At 28.4% G+C, this 23,179-nt stretch carries 23 protein-coding genes; 8 read left to right on the top strand and 15 right to left on the bottom strand.

What is annotated here, in order from left to right; genetic code table 11:
* The 8 genes from ACIJYI_RS06295 to metX all read right to left on the bottom strand — a co-directional run bounded on the left by ACIJYI_RS06295 (position 1) and on the right by metX (position 6,543).
* The gene (locus tag ACIJYI_RS06295) at positions 1-1,251 is read right to left on the bottom strand and encodes a glutamate-5-semialdehyde dehydrogenase (protein WP_435113792.1); all 1,251 of its coding nucleotides are present in this window, start codon (positions 1,249-1,251) and stop codon (positions 1-3) included.
* The gene (gene proB, locus ACIJYI_RS06290; RefSeq protein ID WP_435113790.1) at positions 1,252-2,358 is read right to left on the bottom strand and encodes a glutamate 5-kinase; all 1,107 of its coding nucleotides are present in this window, start codon (positions 2,356-2,358) and stop codon (positions 1,252-1,254) included.
* Complete coding sequence (cgtA, locus tag ACIJYI_RS06285; protein ID WP_435113788.1) at positions 2,348-3,331, bottom strand: Obg family GTPase CgtA; 984 nt, start codon at positions 3,329-3,331, stop codon at positions 2,348-2,350. Before cgtA ends, proB begins: the two co-directional genes overlap by 11 nt.
* Before the next feature lie 27 nt (positions 3,332-3,358).
* Positions 3,359-3,613, bottom strand: a complete 255-nt coding sequence (rpmA, locus tag ACIJYI_RS06280; RefSeq protein ID WP_008544325.1) for a 50S ribosomal protein L27 — start codon at positions 3,611-3,613, stop codon at positions 3,359-3,361.
* Positions 3,614-3,625: 12 nt separating this feature from the next.
* On the bottom strand, positions 3,626-4,039 hold the full coding sequence (rplU, locus tag ACIJYI_RS06275; RefSeq protein WP_435113786.1) for a 50S ribosomal protein L21: 414 nt from the start codon (positions 4,037-4,039) through the stop codon (positions 3,626-3,628).
* Between the two features lie 65 nt (positions 4,040-4,104).
* Complete coding sequence (gene gloB, locus ACIJYI_RS06270) at positions 4,105-4,824, bottom strand: hydroxyacylglutathione hydrolase (protein WP_435113785.1); 720 nt, start codon at positions 4,822-4,824, stop codon at positions 4,105-4,107.
* 1 nt (position 4,825) lies between these two features.
* On the bottom strand, positions 4,826-5,422 hold the full coding sequence (metW, locus tag ACIJYI_RS06265; RefSeq protein WP_435113783.1) for a methionine biosynthesis protein MetW: 597 nt from the start codon (positions 5,420-5,422) through the stop codon (positions 4,826-4,828).
* 2 nt (positions 5,423-5,424) lie between these two features.
* Positions 5,425-6,543: a homoserine O-acetyltransferase MetX gene (gene metX, locus ACIJYI_RS06260; protein ID WP_435113781.1), complete on the bottom strand. Its 1,119-nt coding sequence runs from the start codon at positions 6,541-6,543 to the stop codon at positions 5,425-5,427.
* A gap of 191 nt (positions 6,544-6,734) precedes the next feature.
* On the opposite strand from metX, the gene hisC reads away from it, so the two are divergent.
* Positions 6,735-7,817 carry a histidinol-phosphate transaminase gene (gene hisC, locus ACIJYI_RS06255; protein WP_435113779.1) on the top strand — a complete coding sequence of 361 codons (1,083 nt, stop codon included), beginning with the start codon at positions 6,735-6,737 and terminating at the stop codon, positions 7,815-7,817.
* Between the two features lies 1 nt (position 7,818).
* Complete coding sequence (locus ACIJYI_RS06250) at positions 7,819-8,715, top strand: prephenate dehydrogenase (protein ID WP_435113777.1); 897 nt, start codon at positions 7,819-7,821, stop codon at positions 8,713-8,715.
* Here ACIJYI_RS06250 and ACIJYI_RS06245 read toward each other — a convergent pair.
* The 3 genes from ACIJYI_RS06245 to ACIJYI_RS06235 are packed head-to-tail and all read right to left on the bottom strand — an operon-like array spanning position 8,712 to position 12,266.
* Positions 8,712-9,458: an NlpC/P60 family protein gene (locus ACIJYI_RS06245; protein ID WP_435113775.1), complete on the bottom strand. Its 747-nt coding sequence runs from the start codon at positions 9,456-9,458 to the stop codon at positions 8,712-8,714. The genes ACIJYI_RS06250 and ACIJYI_RS06245 overlap by 4 nt on opposite strands.
* Positions 9,448-10,824, bottom strand: coding sequence for an AmpG family muropeptide MFS transporter (locus ACIJYI_RS06240; RefSeq protein ID WP_435113773.1), 1,377 nt, complete (start codon positions 10,822-10,824; stop codon positions 9,448-9,450). The genes ACIJYI_RS06245 and ACIJYI_RS06240 overlap by 11 nt, the downstream gene beginning before the upstream one ends.
* A 2-nt stretch (positions 10,825-10,826) precedes the next feature.
* Positions 10,827-12,266 (bottom strand): TrkH family potassium uptake protein, encoded by a 1,440-nt coding sequence (locus ACIJYI_RS06235; RefSeq protein ID WP_435113771.1) that lies wholly within the window; start codon positions 12,264-12,266, stop codon positions 10,827-10,829.
* Positions 12,267-12,356: 90 nt separating this feature from the next.
* On the opposite strand from ACIJYI_RS06235, the gene ACIJYI_RS06230 reads away from it, so the two are divergent.
* From ACIJYI_RS06230 to ACIJYI_RS06215, 4 genes are read left to right on the top strand one after another with little or no spacing between them, the layout of a single operon-like run.
* On the top strand, positions 12,357-13,919 hold the full coding sequence (locus ACIJYI_RS06230) for a lysine--tRNA ligase (protein WP_435113769.1): 1,563 nt from the start codon (positions 12,357-12,359) through the stop codon (positions 13,917-13,919).
* The gene (locus ACIJYI_RS06225) at positions 13,919-14,971 is read left to right on the top strand and encodes a quinone-dependent dihydroorotate dehydrogenase (protein WP_435113767.1); all 1,053 of its coding nucleotides are present in this window, start codon (positions 13,919-13,921) and stop codon (positions 14,969-14,971) included. Before ACIJYI_RS06230 ends, ACIJYI_RS06225 begins: the two co-directional genes overlap by 1 nt.
* A 52-nt stretch (positions 14,972-15,023) precedes the next feature.
* Positions 15,024-15,335 carry a 50S ribosomal protein L28 gene (gene rpmB / locus ACIJYI_RS06220; protein ID WP_435113765.1) on the top strand — a complete coding sequence of 104 codons (312 nt, stop codon included), beginning with the start codon at positions 15,024-15,026 and terminating at the stop codon, positions 15,333-15,335.
* The gene (locus ACIJYI_RS06215; RefSeq protein WP_435113763.1) at positions 15,335-15,883 is read left to right on the top strand and encodes a queuosine precursor transporter; all 549 of its coding nucleotides are present in this window, start codon (positions 15,335-15,337) and stop codon (positions 15,881-15,883) included. The genes rpmB and ACIJYI_RS06215 overlap by 1 nt, the downstream gene beginning before the upstream one ends.
* A 2-nt stretch (positions 15,884-15,885) precedes the next feature.
* Here the strand turns inward: ACIJYI_RS06215 and speB are convergent, their stop codons facing one another.
* From speB to ACIJYI_RS06200, 3 genes are read right to left on the bottom strand one after another with little or no spacing between them, the layout of a single operon-like run.
* Positions 15,886-16,761 (bottom strand): agmatinase, encoded by an 876-nt coding sequence (speB, locus tag ACIJYI_RS06210; RefSeq protein ID WP_435114755.1) that lies wholly within the window; start codon positions 16,759-16,761, stop codon positions 15,886-15,888.
* A 1-nt stretch (position 16,762) separates the two neighbouring features.
* The gene (locus ACIJYI_RS06205) at positions 16,763-17,806 is read right to left on the bottom strand and encodes a 1,9-bis(guanidino)-5-aza-nonane synthase (RefSeq protein WP_435113761.1); all 1,044 of its coding nucleotides are present in this window, start codon (positions 17,804-17,806) and stop codon (positions 16,763-16,765) included.
* Positions 17,806-18,990: a type III PLP-dependent enzyme gene (locus ACIJYI_RS06200; protein WP_435113759.1), complete on the bottom strand. Its 1,185-nt coding sequence runs from the start codon at positions 18,988-18,990 to the stop codon at positions 17,806-17,808. The genes ACIJYI_RS06205 and ACIJYI_RS06200 overlap by 1 nt, the downstream gene beginning before the upstream one ends.
* A gap of 147 nt (positions 18,991-19,137) precedes the next feature.
* On the opposite strand from ACIJYI_RS06200, the gene ACIJYI_RS06195 reads away from it, so the two are divergent.
* Entirely contained in the window at positions 19,138-19,701 is a 564-nt protein-coding gene (locus ACIJYI_RS06195) for an ActR/PrrA/RegA family redox response regulator transcription factor (RefSeq protein WP_435113757.1), read from the top strand.
* Here ACIJYI_RS06195 and ACIJYI_RS06190 read toward each other — a convergent pair.
* Positions 19,694-20,245: a biotin transporter BioY gene (locus ACIJYI_RS06190; protein WP_435113755.1), complete on the bottom strand. Its 552-nt coding sequence runs from the start codon at positions 20,243-20,245 to the stop codon at positions 19,694-19,696. The two genes, ACIJYI_RS06195 and ACIJYI_RS06190, sit on opposite strands and share 8 nt — an antisense overlap.
* Before the next feature lie 114 nt (positions 20,246-20,359).
* Between ACIJYI_RS06190 and polA the strand changes: the two genes are divergently transcribed.
* Complete coding sequence (gene polA, locus ACIJYI_RS06185; protein ID WP_435113753.1) at positions 20,360-23,134, top strand: DNA polymerase I; 2,775 nt, start codon at positions 20,360-20,362, stop codon at positions 23,132-23,134.
* The last annotated feature ends 45 nt before the right edge of the window (positions 23,135-23,179 follow it).

Genomic DNA, 23,179 nt, shown 5'->3' with positions numbered 1-23,179 from the left:
TTAATCTCTTATTTTTCCTTTGCTTGAAATTTCATATTTATATGAAACTAATTGTTCTAAACCAACAGGACCTCTTGGAGGAAGTGTGTTTGTAGAAATACCTACTTCTCCACCAAAACCAAATTCACCACCGTCAGCAAATTGAGTCGAGGTGTTGTGCATTGCAATTGAGCTTTTTACATTCTTTAAAAATTGTACAGCTGTTTTTTTATTTTCAGTAATAATAGAGTCTGTATGCATAGTTCCATATTTATTTATATGATCGATAGCTTCTTTATAAGTTTTTACAACTTTAACAGACACGACCGCATCTAAGTATTCTGTAGACCAGTCCTTTTCTTTTGCTGGGAATAAATTACCTTTGTAATGTTTTTTTAAAGTTTTATCTCCATATATTTTACAATTTTCATCTTCTAATTTCTTTAAAACAGGATTACAAAATTTCTTTACTATCTTATTATGTATAAGAATAGTTTCCGTAGCACCACATATGCCGGTGTTTCTTAATTTTGCATTATAAATTATATTAATTGCCATTTTCAAATTAGCATCTTTATCAATAAATGTGTGACACAGTCCTTCAAGGTGTCCGATGATAGGAACATTTGAGAGATCTTGAACTCTTTTAACTAAGTTTTTTCCACCACGAGGAATTATAATATCAATATAATTTTTCATTTTTGAAAGCATAATGTCCACGATTTTTCTTTCTCTTGAGTCAATAAACTGAATATAATTTTCATCAATTTTATTTAATTTTAAGGCTTTTCTAAAGAGTTTAGCTAAAATTCGGTTTGTGTTTATTGCTTCAGACCCACCTTTCAAGATTACTGAATTTCCAGATTTAAAGCATAAACTTGCAACATCAGAAGTAACGTTTGGTCTACTCTCATAAATAACACCAATAACACCTATTGGAATAGTCACTCTTTTGATATTTAATCCATTAGGTCTTTTCCATTTATTTAAAATAACATTAATTGGATCTTTCAATTTTTCAATTTTAAGAATTGAATTTTTAATATCGTCTAATTTTTTTTCATTTATTACGAGTCTATTTATTAAGTTATCTTTTAACCCTTTGTTTTTTGCAAATCTAACATCTTTAGTATTTTCTTTAAGAATAAAATTTTTTTCTTTATCAAGTAATTTAGCATAATCTTTTAAAACTTTATTTTTTGTTTTGGTGGAAATTTTTTTACTAGATGCTTTCCTAGCTTTAATGCCAATTAAATTCATGTATTTATTCATCTAAATTTCTACCATATCATCTTTGTGAATAACCTCTGATTTAGCAACATAACCTAATAATTTTTCAATTTGATTCGAATGATGCCCCATTATTTTTAGTATTTCATCGGATGTAAATGAACTTAAACCCCTAGCGCATTCTGTATTTTTTATATCAAGAATTTTTATGTGATCTCCTTTATTAAATTTTCCAAAAATTTTTTTTATTCCAGCAGCTAATAAACTTTTCCCAGATCTTAAAGCTTTTTTTGCGCCATCATCGATTACAATAGAACCTTTTGGTGCAATTGAACTTATGATCCATTTTTTTCTAGCATCAAGTTTTGAAACTTTGGATCCAAACCATGTACAATCATTTTTTTCTGTAATTCTTGAAATAGGATTTAAGTGAAGTCCATTTGCAATAACCATATTACAACCTGCTAATTGACAAATTTTTGCTGCTTCAATTTTAGTTTGCATGCCGCCACTACCATATTCGTTAACACCCTTTACATTAACTTTTTTTAAATCTTTTTTTAGATCATTTACTTTTTTAATTAATTTTGCATCCTTAAATATTTTAGGGTTTTTTGTATAAAGTCCGTCCACATCTGAAAGAAGAATTAATGTATCTGCACTAGTTATTTGTGCAACTCTTGATGCCAATCTATCGTTATCACCATATTTTATTTCAGTTGTAGCTATAGTGTCATTTTCATTAACAATTGGAATAAACCCAAGGTCAAATAAATTTTCAAAAGTCCTTTTTGCATTTAATGATCTTCTTCTTGTCTCTGTATCTTCTAGAGTAAGTAAAATTTGTGAGATATTTAATTTATATTTTTTAAAGGTTTGAGAAAATAAATTCATCAGTTCGATTTGACCAATAGAAGCTATAGCTTGACTCTTATCAAGCTTAATAGTTTTTTTGTTAATGTTCATTTTTTTACATCCAAGTGCTATCGCACCTGAACTTACAATGACTAATTTTTGATTTTTATTTTTTAATTTTTTGATGTCTTTTGCAAAGCTCGATAGCCATTCTTTTCTTACTTTTTTATTATTATCAACCAATAAAGAGGATCCAATTTTGATTACAATTATTTTAGAGTTTTTAAGATACATATGACAATAGTTTTGCTTTAATTTTCGATATCGAGTCCTTTTCTAGAGTTGACATAGTCATTATCTCACAATTTTTACCTTTAGAAAAATGATCAATTACATCTTTAGCAGTGTCTTCGTCAATTAAGTCAATTTTATTAAGTACCACAAGTTCTTTTTTATCTATCAGTTTTGAACTATAATTTTTTAATTCATTTTTAACCTGTTCATAAGACTCATTTAAATCTAAATTTGTAATATCTATTAAATGTAATAATGATTTACATCTTTCGATATGCTTTAAAAATTGAATCCCAAGACCCACACCCTCATGGGCTCCCTCTACAAGTCCCGGAATATCTGCAATGGTTATTTCCTTATCATCGTAAGAAGCAACTCCAAGATTAGGATTTAGAGTAGTAAATCTATAATTTGCAATTTTTGGGTTTGCATTAGTTATAGCAGCTAGCAAGCTTGATTTTCCTGCATTAGGTAATCCAATTATTCCAATATCAGCAATAGTTTTTAATTGAAGCCATATTGTAAATTCTTCACCAATATCTCCTTTGGTAAATTTTCTGGGTGCTCTGTTAGTTGAACTTTTAAATCTTGTATTTCCAAGTCCACCTTTTCCACCAATACCCGCAACAAACTCCTCTCCTTTTTTATTAAAATCAAATATTAATGTTTTATTATCTTCTTCAAAAACTTGAGTTCCTAGAGGTACTTTTAAAAATAAATCATCCCCACCTTTACCTGTACGGTTTTGACCAGCACCATTTTCTCCTCGTTGAGCTTTATGATGTTGTTGATATCTATAATCGATTAACGTGTTAAGATTTTCTTCTGCTTTTAAAATTATTGATCCACCTTTGCCACCATCCCCGCCATCAGGACCTCCATATTCAACATACTTTTCTCTTCTAAAACTTGGTGAGCCATCGCCACCGTTTCCAGCTTTAATATAAATTTTAACTTGATCTAGGAATTTCATAATACAACATCTATTTAAGTTGTACTATTAATTAGGTTTTACTGAAACGAAAGTTCTATCTGCTTTAGATTTTTTGAACACAACTTTACCTTTAACTACTGAAAAAATGGAATGATCTTTACCCATTCCTACATTTTCACCAGGAAAAATTTTAGTTCCTCTTTGTCTTACAATTATGTTTCCAGGTATTACTGTTTCGCCACCGTATTTTTTAACACCAAGTCTACGCCCAGCACTATCACGTCCGTTTCTCGATGATCCACCTGCTTTTTTTGTTGCCATAATTTACCTAGCTTATTTACTTGTTGCTTCTTTTTTTACTTTAACCTCAGTATCAACTTTTTTAGTTGGTTTGACCATTTTTTCTGCTTCAGATAACACCTTGCCATCTTTTGAAAAAATCTTGTTAATTCTAATCATAGTATGTTCTTGTCTATGACCATTTTTTCTTCTTGAATTATGTCTTCTTCTTTTTTTGAAGATTAAAATTGTTCTATCCTTGCCATTTTTTATTAAATCAGCTTCTACTTTTGCACCCTTTACAGTCGGAGTACCAATCTCAATAGATTTATCATCACCATATGCAAGAATTTCATTAAATTCTATTTTAGACTCAGGTTTTGAGTCAGGTAACTTTTCTATTTTTAAGATCTCCCCAGCTTTCACTTTATACTGTTTTCCACCTGTTTTTATTATTGCGTATGACATTGTATGATTTTAAATTTAAGTTAACGCAATATAGTTCTAGCAAAGTTTTAGTCAAGTCGAATTAATTAGAAATTATCCTTTAAATCTCGCAATTTTGAAAAGGATTCAACGTTTTTTGCCCTGAGAAATATATTACATTCTATTTCGTCTTTTAAAGTAGATGGAATTGTGGGTAGGGCTTTTTGATGTTTTTCTGTAATTTTTGATATTTTGTTTTGAAGATTTAAGTTTTCAGGGTCATGCTTGATGCAAAACTTAGAATTTTGAAGTGTATATTCGTGTCCACAATAAATTTTAGTATCTTCAGGCAAACTTTTTATTTTATTTAAGGACTCAAACATTTCTTGATAAGTGCCCTCAAAAATTCTTCCACAACCAAGCGAAAACAATGTATCTCCAGTAAAGATTATTTTTTCATTAAAAAAATAAAAACTAATATGGCCTGTAGTATGACCAGGAATGTGAATAATCTTTGCTTCAAAATTATCACTTTTCCAAATTTGATTATTTTCTACTAAAACATTTATTCCAGGAATTCTTTTAGCATCACCTTTGTATCCAACTATTTTTGAATTATATTTTTTTTTTAATTCCTCATTTCCACCAATGTGATCATGATGATGATGTGTATTTAAAACATATCTTAAATTAAGATTTTTTCTCTCTACCAAATCTATTACTGGTTTAGCTTCACTAGGATCAATAACACAAGCATTGTTATTTTGTTCATCAACAATTAGATAACTGTAATTATCTTGAAGACAAGGAATTGTTTCTATAATCATATTATTTCTCAATTAAAAAAATACCTAAATCAGCAAATAAGTTTTTAATACCAAGATTTGTATTATTTATTAATGAAACATTTCGATTATTGAGAGCTAGTGATTTAAAAATTTTAAAATTTTTAGACTTTATAAAATATACAAAATCTTTGATTGTACACATATGTAAATTAGGCGTGTTATACCATTCATCTGGTAGAGCTTTAGTTATTGGCATTGTACCTTTAGTCAATAAGTGTAGTCTTACTTTCCAATAACCAAAATTAGGGATAGTAACTATTGCTTTTTTACCAACTCTTAATAATTCACTAATAACCAATTCAGGATCTAAAAATGCCTGTAGTGTTTGACTTAACACAACATAATCAAATGATTTATCTGGAAACTGTTGTAAGTCTTTTTCAGCATTTCCTTCAATGACTGTAAGACCTTTTGCAATACATTCGTGTACTTTACTTTTGGATAATTCTAATCCTCTAATATTAATGTTTTTATTATCTTTTAAATATTTCATTAAAGTACCATCTGCGCATCCAACATCTAAAACGCGTGTGTCTTTTTCAATTAAATTAGCAATAACTTTAAATTCATTTTTCATAATTAATTATTTGTATATGATTTTTCTAAAAAGTTTTTTAAAGCACTTAAAAATTCTGGAACATCAAGTAAAAAGGAGTCATGTCCTTTGTCTGACTCAATTTCAACAAAACCAACATCAGCCCCAATAGCATTCAAAGCAATTACGATATCTTTATTTTCTTGAGTTGGATAAAGCCAGTCTGAAGTAAAAGAAATTACAAAAAATTTGGCTTGGGTATCCTTGAAAGCATCAGACAAATTATCATTAAATTGATTAGCCAAATCAAAGTAATCCATCGCTCTTGTGATATAAAGATAAGAATTTGCGTCAAATCTATCCACAAAAACAGATCCTTGATATCTAAGATAGCTCTCAATTTGAAAGTCTGCATCAAAACTAAATTTAAGATTTTCTCTTTCTTGTAATTTTCGTCCAAATTTTTCTTGAAGACCTTTTTTAGAAAGATATGTGATATGAGCAGCCATTCTTGCAACTGCCAGACCTTTATCAGGTATAGTTTTATTAGAACTATAATTTCCTTCATTCCAATTACTATCAGCAGCAATTGCCTGTCTACCAAGTTCGTTGAAAGCAATATTTTGAGCAGAATGATTGGATGTGCATGCAATTGGTATTACAGTTTTTGCTTTATCTGGAAAATTACTAATAAATTGAAGAACCTGCATACCTCCCATGGAACCACCAACAATTGAAAAAAGTTTATCTATACCAAAGAGTTCAAGTAAATTGTATTGAGCATTAACCATATCATTAATTGTAATTACAGGAAAATTTGTACCAAAAACTTTTTGTGTATCTGGATCCTTGTGACTTGGTCCATATGATCCTAAGCATCCACCAATTACATTTGAGCAAATTACAAAATATTTATTAGTATCAATTGCTTTCCCAGGACCTACTGCATATGACCACCATCCATCTTTATTAGTAACAGGGTTTAGACCAGTGACAAATTGATCGCCAGTAAGAGCATGAAAAACTAAAATAGCGTTATCTTTTTTTTCATTTAAAGATCCGTAAGTTTCGTAAGCAATTGGAAAATTGTTGATAGTTTTTCCACAATCAAGTTTAAGTGGTTTTTTAACAATCAGAGTTTTTAGTTTTTTCTCAATATTCATAATAAGTACCAATATTTGAATTGAGAGAAAAAAAACAATTTTAGCGGTTTTTTTTAAGCGCTCGCAATTCAGTTAAATCAGCGCATAAATTTTGTACAAGAAGTTATTTATTATGTCAATTTTTTTAAATTATGTCTTATTCAGTGTAAAAATTTATAATTTTATCTATAAAGAACACATAAACTAAAAAAATGACCACTCCAAAATTTAAAAAATTTAATATCGAGGCATATAAGCCTGGTAAATCAAAATTTAAAAAATTAAAAAAAATAGTTAAATTATCAGCTAATGAATCAGCCTTAGGAATGAGTCCTAAAGCAATTAAGATAATATCAAATAAAAAATTAAACCTAGAGAGATATCCAGATGGTAAATCTGAGATTTTGAGAAAAGAGATATCCAAAAAATACAAGTGTAATGCTAAGAAAATTATATGTGGGGCAGGATCTGATGAAGTTATTCAAATGATCTGTCAGTTATTTCTAAAGCCAAAAGATGAGGTTGTGCTTCCTCAATACAGTTTTTTAATGTACAGAATTTACACTAAAATTGTTGGTGCCAAAGTTCTTTTTGCTAAAGAAATTAAGTTTAAAGTTTCTACTGCTGAAATACTTAAAAAAGTAACTAAAAAAACTAAAATTGTTTTTATAGCAAACCCTAATAATCCAACAGGAACTTATCTGACAAAAAAAGAAATATTAGAACTTAGAAAAAAACTAAATAAAAATATTTTATTAGTAGTAGATGATGCTTATGCAGAATATATGAAAAATAGAGATTATAAATCTGGATTAGATTTATTTAAGAATAAAAATAATGTTTTTGTATTACGAACATTTTCTAAAATATTTGGATTAGCTTCATTAAGAGTGGGTTGGGGCCATGGATCAAAAAAGATAATTGATGCATTAAATGTTATTAAAGCTCCATTTAATGTTAGCCATCTTGCACAATTAGCTGCAACAGAATCGTTAAAAGATAGAGATTTTATTGAACGCTCAGTAAAACATAATTTATATTTTGCAAAGAAGATTAAGGCATACCTCAAAAAATTTGATATTTCATCAAATTCCATTTCTGCAAATTTTTTATTGTTAGATTTTGAGAAATGTAAATTTACAGCTAAATATGTTTATGAACAATTGAAAAGAAAAGGGATTATTGTAAGGTCTACTGCTGAAGGATATCATATTAAAAATAAGTTGAGATTAACTGTTGGGTCTAAAAATGAAAATCTAGCATTTATGAGTGCTGTAAAAGATATATTAAATTAATATGAAAAAAATTCTAATTATCGGATGTGGTTTGTTGGGGTCGTCTTTATTGAGAAGAATTCAAAAAAAAAAGATAGCAAATAAAATCTATATTTATGAAAAATCAAATTCGAATCTTGCAAAAATTAAAAGATTAAAACTTCCTGGAAAAATTGTTAAAAAGCTAGAGGATGGTGTTAAAAATTCAGATTTGATTATTTTATGTACACCTATGAGTGAATATAAAAATCTTATTTTTAAAATGAATAAATTTTTATCTACAAAAACTATTATAACAGATATTGGTTCATCAAAATTAGAGTCTTCAAAGATTATTAAAAAATATTTGAGAAAAGATGTTTTTTGGACTCAAAGTCATCCAATTACGGGCTCTGAGGTAAGTGGACCAGAGCATGGCAAACATGATATATTTGAAAAAAAGTGGTGTGTGTTAATTAAAGAGAAAAATACTAAGAAAAACCATTTAAAAATTTTGAATAATTTTTGGAAAAAAATTGGCTCAAAGGTTGTTGTTATGACACCTGAAAAACACGATAAAATTTTTTCTATGACCAGTCACTTACCGCATTTGATTGCGTATAATTTAGTAAAATCAGCACAAGATTTTGAAAAAATTCAAAATTTTAACTTAATTAAATACAGTGCAGGTGGTTTAAGAGATTTTTCAAGAATAGCAGCTTCTAATGAAATCATGTGGAGAGATATATTCTTTAATAATAAACAAAATATCTCAAAAGCTATTGATTTATTTATCAAAAATTTAAATTCTTTTAAAAAAGACATTAATTCTAAAAATAATAAATCAATCTTAAAAAAATTAATTCAAACTAAAAAAGTAAGATCAAAAATTATTAAGTTAAAACAAGATATTGATAAACCTGATTTCGGCAGAAATTAATATTTAATAGAGGATATTTTTTTTATAACTAGGTTTGCTGTTTTTTTAATTCTCTCAATTGTTTTTTTTGTCGACATAACTAAAACTTTTTTTTCAGGACCATAGGCATGTATTAAATTTTTAGAATTAACACATATTGCGACATGTCCTTTCCAAAAAATGACATCTCCTTTTTTGAAAATTTTTCTTTCAGTATTTTTTTTTGAATATTTGATTTGATCTTTTGTATCTCTTGGATAAAACGATTTATTGTAATAGTAATATAACTGCAATAATGCTGAGCAGTCTATACCCTTATATGTTTTACCACCCCAAACATATTTAGTTTTTAAAAATAATTTAAATATTTTAACAAAATTTTTTTCTTTGTGATTTATTTTTTTTAAATCACTTACTTTTAACCATTTATTATTTTCAAATTCTAAAAATTTTTTATTTTTTTTAATTACCGAAACTCTTGATCCAAAGGGTAAAAATTTTTTTGTATTTTTATTTTGTTTATTAAAAATAGTAGCTTTTAAACAATAAACTTTATAGCTTGGATTATGTTTATTGTCATATTTTTCATTTTTAATGTAGCCAATATAATTATCAAATGAAGATTTTATTTTAATCCAATTTTTATTTTTTGATAAAATTTTAAATTTTTCTCCATATAGAATTTGAGATGTTACTTCTGAAAGTTTAGAAGACTTTTTATAAATATTTGAAAATTGACTTTTGAAAAAAAAATTATTTTTCACTTAACTTTAATTTATCTTTAATAAACCACAAACAGATTAATGATGGTATAACCATAATAGCCGTTATAATAAAAAACATTCCCCAATCTCCATTTAACCAGTCAACTAAAGCACCAGATGATGATGCAAGTGTAGTTCTTCCAGCTGTTCCTATAGACGCAAGTAGTGCGTACTGAGTTGCGGTGTAAGTTCTATCTACTAGTAATGAAATAAAAGCTACAAAAGCGACTGTTGCAAAAGCTGCAGCTATATCATCAAAAATTACAGCAACTGCAAATAATAATTCTGATTTCCCGCTCCATGCTAAAGCAGTGAATAATAAATTAGTTGCAGCCATTAATATTCCTGCAAGAAACATCGCTTTTAAAACACCAGATCTGATTACAAAAAGTCCACCAAGCAATGTAAATATAACTGTAGTCACCCATCCTAAAGTTTTTGAGTAAATTGCAATATCACTTTTGGAGAATCCTATTTCTTTATAAAAGACTATAGACATACGACCTAAAAATGCTTCACCAATTTTAAATAAAAACACAAAACCCAAAATTCCTAATGCTATAGAAAAACCATTTTTTTTGAAAAAACTTGCCACAGGACCTCCTAAAGTTCCAGTTATCCAAGCTATAGTTTTTGAAAAAATATTTTGTGAACCAAGTTTGTTTTGGATTAATTTATCTGTTGCTTCTTGGTTAAATTTCCTAATATTTGAAGCTTGTTCATGAACGAACATTAGACCGATGTTCATTAAAATTACCACAATTCCTAAAATTAAAAAAGTTGATTGCCAGTAATTGTTTATACCGATATTTTGAAAGTATTCAGCGGTAAACAAAGCTATTACACCTCCTAATTTATATCCACTCCACCAACCAACAACTGCCATAGCAGCACCAGCTGCCATAGATTTACCCTCGTTCTCACCAATTTGTTCAATTCTCAGAGCATCTACAGTAATATCCTGTGTAGCTGAAGCTATAGCAATAATTAAACCTATAGTAATTAATAGTGCTAAATTTTCAGTTGGATTTATAAAACTCCAAACAATTAAACAAACTAAAATTGCAACTTGCATTAATACTATCCAGCCTCTTCTGTGGCCAAGTTTTTTGGTTAAATATGGAATTTGAAGTCTGTCAATTAGAGGTGCCCACAAATAGTTAAAAGCATAAACACCAAATATTAATCCTGCCCAACCAATAGTTGATCTGCTTAAACCCTCTTCTTTAAGCCATAAGCTCAAACTACTTCCTATTAAAACCCATGGAAAGCCAGAGATAGCCCCAAGTAATAATATTCTAAACATTCTTCTATCTAGATAAACTGAAAAAGTTTCTGACAAAGATTGTTTTTTTATTTCAAGCATTTTTAGTTTCTCCAAAAAGATGGTAAGAATAATACTAATATTGCAAAGAGCTCAAGTCTACCTAAAATCATTCCAATAGTTAAGATCCATTTAGAAATATCAGGTAAAGATGAAAAATCTCCATTAGGACCAATTATAGGACCTAATCCTGGCCCAACATTTGAAATTGAGGTAGCTGCTCCAGATATTGCAGTGATAAAATCAAGACCTGTTAAAGACAACAATGCAGTTAGTATAAAAAATATTACAAAGTAGAGATAAATAAAAGAAATTATTGAAGCAATAAATTTATCATCCACAGAACTTTGATCATATTTAATTACAAATACCCCTTTCGGATAAATAATTTTTTTGATTTGATTTGATATAAATAAATATAAGATTTGAATTCTAAAAATTTTAATTCCACATGTAGTTGATCCTGCACAGCCACCAATAAACATTAGAGCTAAAAATAAAGTTAATGGAAAACTACCCCATCCATCAAATTCAGCATTTACATAGCCGGTACCAGTTAATATTGAAATAGTATTAAAAAAAACTGATCGCAAACTAAAATTACCATTATTATTGATTAATAAATACATTGATAAGATAATTACAGTTGCAATTATAATTTTTAAAAAAGTTTTTATTTGAACATCAGTTAAAAAAATTCTTCTATTTCCATTTATTAATTTGATATAAGCGATAAAAGGTAAGCTACCTAAAATAATGAATATCATTGATGAGATTTCTATTGGAACACTATTAAAATAGCCAATTGATTTGTTGTAATTAGAAAAACCACCCGTTGCTATAGTCGTCATTGAATGTGTTAAGCTATCAAATTTACTCATTCCAAAAAACCAATATGTAATGGCACACAGTGTGGTTAAGCCTGAATAAATATAGATCAATCGTAAAGCTATTTCTTTTGATTTTGGAAGTATCTTTTCAGTTGAGTCGTTACTAGAAATTTTGAATAATTGCATTCCACCTACATTCATTATTGGCATTAGTGTAATTGCCATAACGATAATACCAATACCTCCTAGCCACTGCAGTATAGCTCTCCACAACAATAAACCTTTGGGTGTATTTTCTAAATTAGAAATAATAGTGGAACCAGTAGTTGTTATTCCAGACATGCTTTCAAAAAAAGCATCAGTTATTGATAGCTCAATTGTAGAAAATATAAATGGAAGAGATCCAAAAATAGCAATACTCAACCATGAGAGCGCAGTTAATAAAAAAGCTTGCTGTAAATTTAATTTTTTATCATGATCTAAGTTGGATAAAAAAAATAAAGTCCCAAAAATAATTGTTACAATTGATGCTCCAAAAAACGAAGAGTCTACTTCTGAGTAAACAAATTGAGCGGCAATTGGAACAAACATTGATACCCCTAGAATTATTTGTAAAATCCCAAGTGTAAAAAAAACAGTTTTATAATTAGACATTTTGAAAGAACATTATTTTATGGTAAATAAATTTCAACTCTATAAGAATTAATAAAATCACTATTTTAAGATTTTTTAGAAGCATAATTCATGATTAAAAAAGAAAATTTAGACAAAACTAACGCTTGGCCTTTTGTAGAAGCAAAAAAATTGCTTCGAGAAAGAAAATCTTTTATTGAAAAAAAAGGTAAAATTACACTTCAAACTGGTTATGGTCCAAGTGGTCTTCCTCATATTGGAACGTTCGGAGAAGTTGCTAGAACATCAATGATGGTTAATGCCTTAAGTCAATTATCAGATCTTCCAACTGAGATAATAACATTTTCAGATGATATGGATGGTTTAAGAAAAGTTCCAGATAATGTTCCAAATCAAAAACTTTTAAATGATAATCTTCATAAACCATTAACGCAAGTACCTGATCCATTCGAAAAATTTGATAGTTTTGGTCAGCATAATAATGAAATGCTAAAAAATTTTTTAGATAGTTTTAAATTTAACTATAACTTTCAAAGCTCTACATCACTTTATAAAAGTGGCTTTTTTAATCCAACCTTAAAAATTATTTTAAAAAATTATGATGGAATTATGAATATTATAATTCCTACCTTGGGTAAAGAGCGCCAACAAACTTATTGTCCATTTTTACCAATTTGCCCTGACACAGGACATGTTTTGGAGATACCTGTTTTAGAAATTGATAAAGAAAAATCTAAAATTATTTTTGACAATAAAGGAAAGAAATTAGAAGCAAGTATATTAGATGGGAATTGTAAATTACAGTGGAAAGTAGATTGGGCTATGAGATGGTATGCTTTAGACGTGGATTTTGAGATGTACGGAAAAGATTTAATTGAGAGTGCAATATTATCGACAAAAATAATTAATTTATTAGGTAAGAAAAATCCATCTGGATTTGCTTATGAACTTTTTTTAGATGAAAAAGGTGAAAAAATTTCTAAATCAAAAGGAAATGGAATAACTATTGATCAATGGTTGGAGTATGCTTCACCAGAAAGTTTATCTTTATATATGTATCAAAATCCAAAAAGAGCAAAAAAACTATATAAAGAAATAGTTCCAAAAGCTGTTGATGAATATTTAGATTGTATTGAAAAATCAAAAAAACAAAATGAACTACAATTATTAATGAATCCTGTCTGGCATGTTCATAATGGCAATGTTCCCAAAGAAGATATGATTATGACGTTTTCAATGTTACTAAATTTAGTTGAAACAAGTAATGCTGACAGTAAGGACTTATTGTGGAAATTTGTAAAAAAATACAAGCTTGATATTTCTGAAAAAAATTATCCCATTTTTGATGGGTTAGTAGGTTATGCAATCAAATATTTTAATGATGTAATTAAAGCGCAAAAAAAATACAAAACCCCAAATTCAAAAGAGTTGTCAGCTCTTGAGGCATTGGTTAAAACTTTAGAAAAATGTAATGATGATATGTCTCCTGAGGATATTCAAACACTGATTTATTCAGCTGGCAAAGAAAATGGTTATGCTGAAAATTTAAGAGATTGGTTTAAATTGATTTATCAAGTAGTTTTTGGAGATGAAAATGGACCCCGAATGGGATTTTTTATAAGTTTTTTTGGAGTAAAAGAAACTAAAGAGTTATTAATGAATAAATTAAAATAATGTTTTCAAAATTAAGACCTTTAATATTTAAAATAGATCCTGAAAAAGCCCATACATTAGCAATTAAATCTTTAAAGTTTAATTTAATACCAAGTATATTTGACGAAAGTAAAAATGATCCAATTTTTAAGACCAAGTTCTTTGATAAAGAATTAGATAATCCAATAGGCATGGCAGCAGGTTTTGATAAAAATGCTGAGGTATACAATGCATTATTTAAATTAGGTTTTGGATTTGTCGAAGTTGGCACTATCACACCATTAAAGCAATATGGGAATCCTAAACCAAGAGTTTTCAGACTTGTGGAAGATCAGGCATTAATTAATAGACTAGGATTTAACAACCATGGTGCAGATGTTGTGAGAAACCGAATTAGATCAGAAAATAATCTAGGATTACTTGGCATCAATATTGGTCCTAATAAAGATACTGATGATAGATTAAAAGATTATCTAACTGGATATAAAACCTTTCATGAAGTTGCAGATTATATCACAATTAACATTTCATCACCAAATACAGAAAACTTGAGAAATTTTCATGAAAAAAGTAAATTGCAAGAGTTGTTAAAGTCTATTTTAAGAGAAAAAACTAATTTAAATTCAAACACTCCAATAGCTGTAAAAATTTCACCAGATATTAATGAAAATCAAATTAATTTGATTTCTGAAATTCTTTTAGAAAATGAAATACAAGCTATTATTATTTCTAACACATCAGAAACTTCGAGAGATAAACTCAGCAATATTCAAAGACACCAAAAAGGAGGATTGTCTGGAAAACCAATAGAAAAAAAATCTAATATTTTAATTGGTAAATTTTACAAATTATTAAAAGGTAAAATTAAAATTATAGGAGTTGGCGGAGTTGACTCTGGTAAAGCAGCTTATGATAAATTCACATCAGGAGCCGATTTTGTTCAACTTTATACAGGTATGGTTTTTAAAGGTCCAAATATTGCAGGAATTATTAAAAAAGACCTAAAAGAATTATTAATAAGAGACGGTGTTAAGAATTATACTGAAATTATAGGAAATAAAACTCTATCTTAAATCTATTAAACTTGACGCTTTCATTATCTCCCCTTATATAGGCACTATTATTATGTCAAAAAAATGTGAATTAACTGGTAAAATCCCAATGAAGGGTCACAACGTTAGTCATGCTAACAATAAGACTAAAAGAAGATTTTTACCTAATTTGAAAAAAGTTAAGTTTACTAGCGAGTTAATGAAAAGAAGTTTAAAACTAACAGTTAGTAATTCTGGTGTTAGATCTGTTGATAAAAAAGGTAGTTTTGACGAATATCTCAAAGCAGTAAAAAACAAAAATTTATCTCCAAGACTTAAAAAATTGAAAAAAGGTATTTTAATCAAATCCCCATTTAAGAAAAAGCCGGTAGCTAAAACAGCTTAATGAACAAATTTTTTGTTACCCTATCAGTTTTGATGGGAGTGGTTGTTTTATCTTCAAATTATCTTGTTCAATTTCCAATCAATTATTATGGGTTAAATGAAATCCTTACTTATGGTGCTTTTAGTTATCCAGTTGCTTTTTTAATCACGGATTTAGCTAATAGATTTTATGGTAAATTTGTTGCTCGAAAAATTGTGTATTTTGGATTTTTTATAGGAATTATTTTTACTCTTTTATTTTCAACTGATTTTGCTGATCTAATCTCTATTAGAATAGCAATTGGATCTGGAATTGCTTTTATTGCAGCACAGCTATTAGATATTCAAATTTTTGACCATTTAAGAAAAAAAGAATGGTTTATAGCACCTTTAACTTCATCTGTAATTGGATCAATAGTTGATACTTTTTTATTTTTTTCCATATCATTCTATGCAACAGAAGTTCCTTGGGTAACATTGTCATTAGGTGATTTAGCAGTAAAACTATTTGTATCTTTAATAATGTTAGTACCATTTAAAATTTTACTTAAAATAGGTAAGCCAATTTAATTTTAATATAAAAATTTGTAAGATAAAATTTTATAAGCTAGTTTTGCCACAAGAAAATTGTAAGAATTAAAACCTTTTATTGGCGATAATTCATTAATATCTGCCCCAACAATTTTTGAATTCTTTGCTGCAATTCTAATAATATTTAAAGTTTCATCCCACAACAATCCACCTGGCTCAGGTGTTCCGGTTGCAGGCATAATACTAGAGTCCAATCCATCCACATCAAAAGTTAGATAAACAGTCTTATTTTTTATTAATTTTTTAAATTTATTGAGATTCCATTTATTTTTATCCTTGGCCCAAAATATATTAATTCTTGATGAATTTTTTTTTAAAAAAGGAATCTCACCTTCTGATATATTTCTTATACCAAATGAAATTAAAGAGACATTTGGATAATCTAAACATCTTTTGATTGCTGAGGCATGTGAAAATTTTTCTCCATTGTAGCTTTCACGTAAGTCTGCGTGTGCATCAAAGTGTAAAAGACAGATATCTTTATACTTCTTTGTAAAAGGAACAATACATCCGGGTGTAATTGAATGTTCGCCACCGAAAGTCATGGGGAAGAGTTTTTTGTCTAAAATTTCTTCATTAATTTTAGACATTTTGCTAAGTGCTTTTTTGATATTTTTATCAATTTTAAATGGCTTTAAGGTTTTAATGCCTATTTTTTTATAAGGTTCACAATTTAATTCTTCATCGTAGAGTTCCACTTGATGAGATGCTTTTATTATTTCTCTTGGACCATTTTTTGTTCCACCACCATAGCTCACCGTTTTTTCAAGACCAAAAGGAACTATTACAACTTTTTCTCTAAAATTGACCTTATTATCAATACCTAAAAATCCATTTTTATTAGAAAGATATTTCAATTTATTCAAAAATTTTAGTAAAGTTTTTTCTGTCTCTATTTTTCCACTCACCTTTATGGTAAGCATCGCTAGCTATTAATGGTAATACACTGGTTGCTTCAGCAAACACCATTTGCTCTTTAGTAATGTCCACCTTACCCCAGGAGCTTGCTTCTTTTAAAGTTGAGCTACTACACGCACCGTCTCTACTATCAGCAACTGTTATTTGAACTGCATATTTATGCATATCAACATCTTTGCCTAGAAGCTCTGCACAAATTACAGTATCTTGAATAAAATTTTTTGGAACACCCCCACCAATCATGAACAACCCTGAGCCTTTAGAGTTAATTTTAATTTCTGTCAGTTCTCGGAATTCTCTTACAGAGTCTATCGTCATATGATTTTTTGGATTTTTTTCTTGATGAATTACTAAACCAAAACCAGCACTTGAGTCTGTAAAAGCTGGACAAAAAATAGGTACATTATTATCAAAAGCTGTTTCAATTAAAGAGTCTTTCTTTTTAGAATTCTTCTTTAAATATTTTCCCATTTCATAAATAAATTCCCTTGAAGTATAGCTTTTTGCTTCTAATCCATCAGCTATTTCACAAATAATTTTATCACACATTTGAAGCTCTTCTTCGTCAATATAAGTATCATATATTCTATCAATGTAATTATTCCTTAATTCAGTATCATCTTGGAATTGAGATCCTTGGTAGTGTTTAAAACCTAGTGCTTCAAAAAAATCCATATCCACTATAGAAGCACCAGTTGCAACTATTGCATCAACCATATTATACTTAACAAGATCTTTATAAATATTCATACACCCAGCAGCCGATGTTGATCCAGCTAACGTTAGAAATATTGTACAATCTTTATCTTTTAACATTTCATTATATATGTTTGCTGCATTAGCAGTTTCCCTTGAAACAAAAGACATTTTTTCCATTGAAGAGATTATTTTTCGAGAGTCGAATGAAGTAATATCAATATGTTCAACAGGATTTTTTAAGAAGTCTTTTTTACTATTATGACCTGGGTTTTTATGATCTGACATTAAGCAACCAAAGTAGCTTTGTTGATGTCTTTATCATACATTGTCATGATTGGTTTGTCCTCAACTTCAAAGATTTCATCTGAATAATAACCATTAAATTGAGTTCTAAATGTTAAGCCATAAGCACCAAGCTGACCAAGTTCAATATAATCGTTTTCTTTTATGTTGTTTGGCAGAAGAAAAGGACCCTTCATATAATCCATACTATCACACGTTGGTCCAAAGAAATCAAAAGCTGTTAGTTTTTTTGATATTATTTTATTAGAATTTTCTTTAATCATTTTAGATGGAAATACTATATTCGGAGTACCTGCATCAAACAGAGTCCCGTAGGTACCATCATTTATATATAGTTTTTGTTTTTTTCTTAAATTAACTCTTACAATTGTAGAACCACTTTCAGCAACCAAGGCTCTTCCTGGTTCACAAATAATTTCAGGTAATTTTTCAAGTTTTAAGTTTTCTAACCCTTTTTTAATTTCATTAAAATAATTATCCATTGATTGAGGTACTAAGTCTGGATAAATAGTTGGAAATCCTCCTCCAACATTAATATAATCAGGTAAAATTTTTGTTTTTTTAATTATATTTCCAATTTCATTTATACCCTTTGAATATGAAATTGGGTGCATGCATTGAGAACCCACATGAAAGCTTAGACCAATTTTTTTTGCATATTGTTTTACTAGTCTTAATAATCCTGTTGCCTCTGAGTTTAAAGCACCAAATTTTTTTGACAAATCTATTTCTGCATGTTCATTTGAAACTGCAACTCTTACAAATAATTCTAGATCTTTAGCACCACTTGTACTTTCAATAATTTTTATAAGCTCATCTTTAGTATCTAACGAGAATGTTTTTACACCATAATTAAAGTAAGCTTCTTTAATACTTTCTCTACTTTTTACTGTGTGCATATAAGAACATTTTGCTGATTTACTAAAATTTCTTATACTCTTAATTTCTTCAATAGAAGCTACATCAAATTGTTCTACACCACTATCTATTATCGTTTGAATTACTAAAGGATGTGGGTTGGTCTTAACCGCATAAAGAATTTTGCCAGGAAAGTTTTTATTGAAATATTTAACTGCAGATCGAATAGAATTCTTTCTGATACAATATATCGGCTTTTCAGGTTTCAGTTGATTTACTATTTGCTCAACTGATTTAAATTTTTGCATGTAAAATGCCTCCAAAAAAAAATTTAATAAAAAAAAGCTTTTTATCTCTAAAAAACTTTAAAATTTCCTCCTATTAAGCCTATAGATTAATAATGTAAAGCAAATAATAGGTATTGAATTCTGCTAACTAATTACCATATGAGCTCAATGAAAGAACAAGTTGTACTTAAAAATATCAATGAATTTGATAATAAATCTCTACTTATAGTTGATGATGACAATCCGTTTAGAGAGAGATTGGCAAGAGCTATGGAAAAAAAAGGTTTTGAAGTTATTCAAGCAGAGAGTGTACAAAAAGGTGTTGAGTGTGTTAAGACAAAAAAGCCTGGTTTCGCTGTAGTAGATTTAAGACTTGGGGATGGTAACGGACTAGAAGTTGTTAAACAAATCCAAAATTCAAATGTTGAAAGCAGAATAATTATGCTGACTGGATATGGAAATATTCCAACTGCAGTTGCAGCAATAAAAGAAGGTGCAATAGATTATCTTGCAAAACCAGCTGATGCCGAAGACGTTGAAAAAGCTTTACTCGCAGATCCCTCAAAAAAAGCTGCTCCTCCAGAGAACCCAATGTCTGCAGATAGAGTAAAATGGGAACACATACATAGAGTGTTTGAATTATGCAATAGAAATGTTTCTGAAACTGCAAGAAGATTAAAAATGCACAGAAGAACTCTTCAAAGAATTCTTTCTAAAAGATCACCTAGATAAAACTTCTTATTTTTAAAATTTGTTTTGTTATTAAAGCTAAAAGCACTACTTTAAAAATTTCAGCCAATAAAAAAGGTTTAGCTCCTAATACAAAAATTGGCTTATCCCATCCAATAAGAGTCCCTAGCCACAATAACCCTAGCATATAAATTGTAGACGTTGCTATTATAAGTTTAGTTAATACTATCAAAAAACTATCTTTGTTATTTATTTTTGATGCCAAATAACTTGCAGTTAAAAAACCAATTAAATAACCCATAGTAGGACCTGTAAAATAAACTATTCCAATACCTTTTTCAGGAGAGTTTGAAAAAACAGGTAATCCCAAAACCCCTTCTAATAAATATAATCCTACACTCGCTAGTCCAATTTTATATCCAAGACTTATACCCAAAAATAAAACTACAAATGTTTGCATAGTCATTGGCACTGGATAAAATGGTATTTTGATTTTAGCTGATATAGTCAAGGCTATAGATCCAAGTATTATTGCTAATACTGATTTAATTATTTTAGTTTGAGATATGTTTTTAGTTAACTCCATTTTTAAATAATACTATTAAACATAAAAATAATCTAGATATAATTAACGATCTTAAAAAAAGTAAATTTTTTTATATACAGATTTTAATACGACTGTAATATTTAATCATATTTTATGGATAAAATTCAAAAATCAGATCATTTTTACCTCATTGATGGTTCGGGATATATTTTTAGAGCTTATTATGCTCTACCACCATTGACCAGAAAAAGTGATGGATTGCCAACAGGTGCTGTTAGTGGTTTTTGTAGCATGCTTTTTAAACTTCTTGAAGACTCAAAGTCAGACAAAAATTTACAAAAACCAACTCATTTTGCAGTAATTTTTGATTCAGCTAGAAAGACATTTAGAAACGATATTTATAGTGATTATAAAGCTAATCGATCTGAGGCGCCTGATGATCTTGCTCCTCAATTTGAGTATATCAGGAAGTCTGTACTTGCTTTTAATTTGCCATCAGTTGATTTACCTAATTATGAGGCGGACGATTTAATAGCAACCTATGTAGAAAAAATAATAAAGAAGGGTGCAAAAGTTACAATTGTTTCATCAGACAAAGATCTAATGCAACTATATAAAAAAGGTGTTCGTATCTTCGATCCTATGAAAAATAAATTTATTTCAGAAGATGATATTTTTACTAAATTTGGAGTTGATGCATCAAAAGTAATAGACGTTCAATCTCTTGCTGGCGATAGTAGCGATAATGTTCCTGGTGTTCCTGGAATAGGAGTTAAAACAGCTGCAGAATTAATAAACAAATATGACAGTTTAGAAAAACTTTTAAAATCTGCTCATGAAATAAAACAAAATAAAAGAAGAGAAACGCTAATAGAAAATAAAGATAAAGCATTAATTAGTAAACAACTTGTAACCTTAATGAAAGATGTGCCAATCAATAGAGATTTAGGTGAGTTTAAATTGAAAAATATTGATAAAGAAAAACTCTATACGTTTTTAAGAGAAATGGAATTTAACCGATTATTAAGTTCTGTTATTTCGACTTACGGTGAGCCAAAAATATCTAGTGCATCTGATGGAAAAAATATTACAGAAAAGCATAAACCAATTAATAATAAAAATTATCATTTAATTAATAGTCCTGAACAAATAGATGAATGGATTAAAGAAGCAGAGGAGGCAGGGGAAGTTGCGGTGGATACAGAAACAAATTCTCTAGATCCTCATCAAGCAGATTTAATCGGTGTTTCTTTGTGTTCGAAAATTGGTAAAGCTTGCTATATCCCTATTGGACATAAATCTTCAAAATGTATTAAAAAAGACATTGTTATTAAAAAGCTTAAACCTTTATTGGAAGATCCTAGTGTTAAAAAAATAGGTCAAAATATTAAGTTTGATTTTATTGTTTTATATAAACAGGGAATAACAATTACTTCGATGGAAGACACAATGCTTATGTCTTATGTTTTAGATGCTGGAAAAAATCGACACAATATGGATGTATTGTCAGAAATCCATTTAGGACACAAAACAATCACTTTTAAGGAAATGGTAGGCACTGGAAAGAAAGAGATAAACTTTAGTGAGGTTGAGATTGATAAAGCTAAGGACTATGCAGCAGAAGATGCTGATATTACTTTTAGGTTATATAAAAAATTTATTAAAAATTTAAAATTAGAAAAAATGGTTAATATTTATGAAGTATTTGAAAAACCATTAATTAAGATTCTTGCCTTTATGGAAATGGAAGGAATTGAAGTTGATAGTAAATTTTTAAAATCTCTTTCCTTAAAATTTGAAAAAAAAATTAGAAATCTAGAAAAAGAAGTATTTAAAATTTCAAAAAAAGAGTTTAATATTGCTTCACCTAAACAATTAGGAGAAATAATTTATAATGATCTTAAGATTGCTGGTTTAAAAAAAACAAAAAAAGGGAGTTTTGCAACAAGTGCAAGTGTTTTAGAGGATTTAGCATTTAAAGGACATCAATTTCCACAATTAGTTTTAGATTGGAGACAAGTTTCAAAATTAAAAAATACTTACTCAGATGCTTTACCAGAGCACATCAATCCTAATACTAAAAGAGTTCATACATCATTTTTACTAGCAGCTACTACAACTGGCAGATTAGCATCTAGTGACCCAAATTTACAAAATATCCCAATAAAATCTGAGGTTGGAAAAGATATTAGGAAAGCTTTTACTGCTAAAAAGGGTCATTTATTAATTTCTGCAGATTATAATCAAATAGAAATGAGAATTTTAGCAGATTTAGCTGATGTTAAAGAACTTAAAAAAGCTTTTAAAAATAATGAGGATATTCATTCTTTAACAGCTAGCCAAATATTTGATATCGATATTAATAAGGTTGATCAAGATCATAGGAGAAAAGCTAAAGCAATAAACTTTGGAATTATTTATGGAATTTCTCAATATGGTTTAGCAAAACAAATTAATGTATCAAATTATGAAGCAGAAGAATTTTTAGATGCATATTTTGCAAAATTTCCAGAGATTAAAATCTATATGGAAAATACAATAAAATTTTGTAGAAAAAGTGGATATGTAAATAATATTTTTGGAAGAAGGTCTCACTTTAATGGAATAAATGATAAAAATTTCAATGTTAGAAATTTTCAAGAACGTGCAGCCATTAACGCCCCAATACAAGGTTCAGCTTCAGAAATTATGCGTCTAGCAATGATTAGGTTGGAAAAAAAATTACTCGAAAAAAAATATATAAATTCAAAGATATTGTTACAAATTCATGATGAGTTAATATTTGAAGTTCCAAAAAATGATGAAAAATTAATTGTTAAAATTATTAAAGAAGAAATGACTAGTGTCGCTCAAAGTGATTATCACTCTTTTTCTACTCCTTTGACAGTTGATGTAAATGTTGGGGATAATTGGGGAATGTTGCATTAATTTAATAAGATTGCCCAATTTAGAACAATTTAGTATTTTTAAATA

Source organism: Candidatus Pelagibacter bacterium nBUS_36 (assembly GCF_051201215.1).
In the GTDB taxonomy this organism is placed as follows: Bacteria; Pseudomonadota; Alphaproteobacteria; order Pelagibacterales; family Pelagibacteraceae; genus Pelagibacter.
Note: the sequence above shows the minus strand (reverse complement) of the source record. Positions and strands in the feature narration are given on the sequence as shown.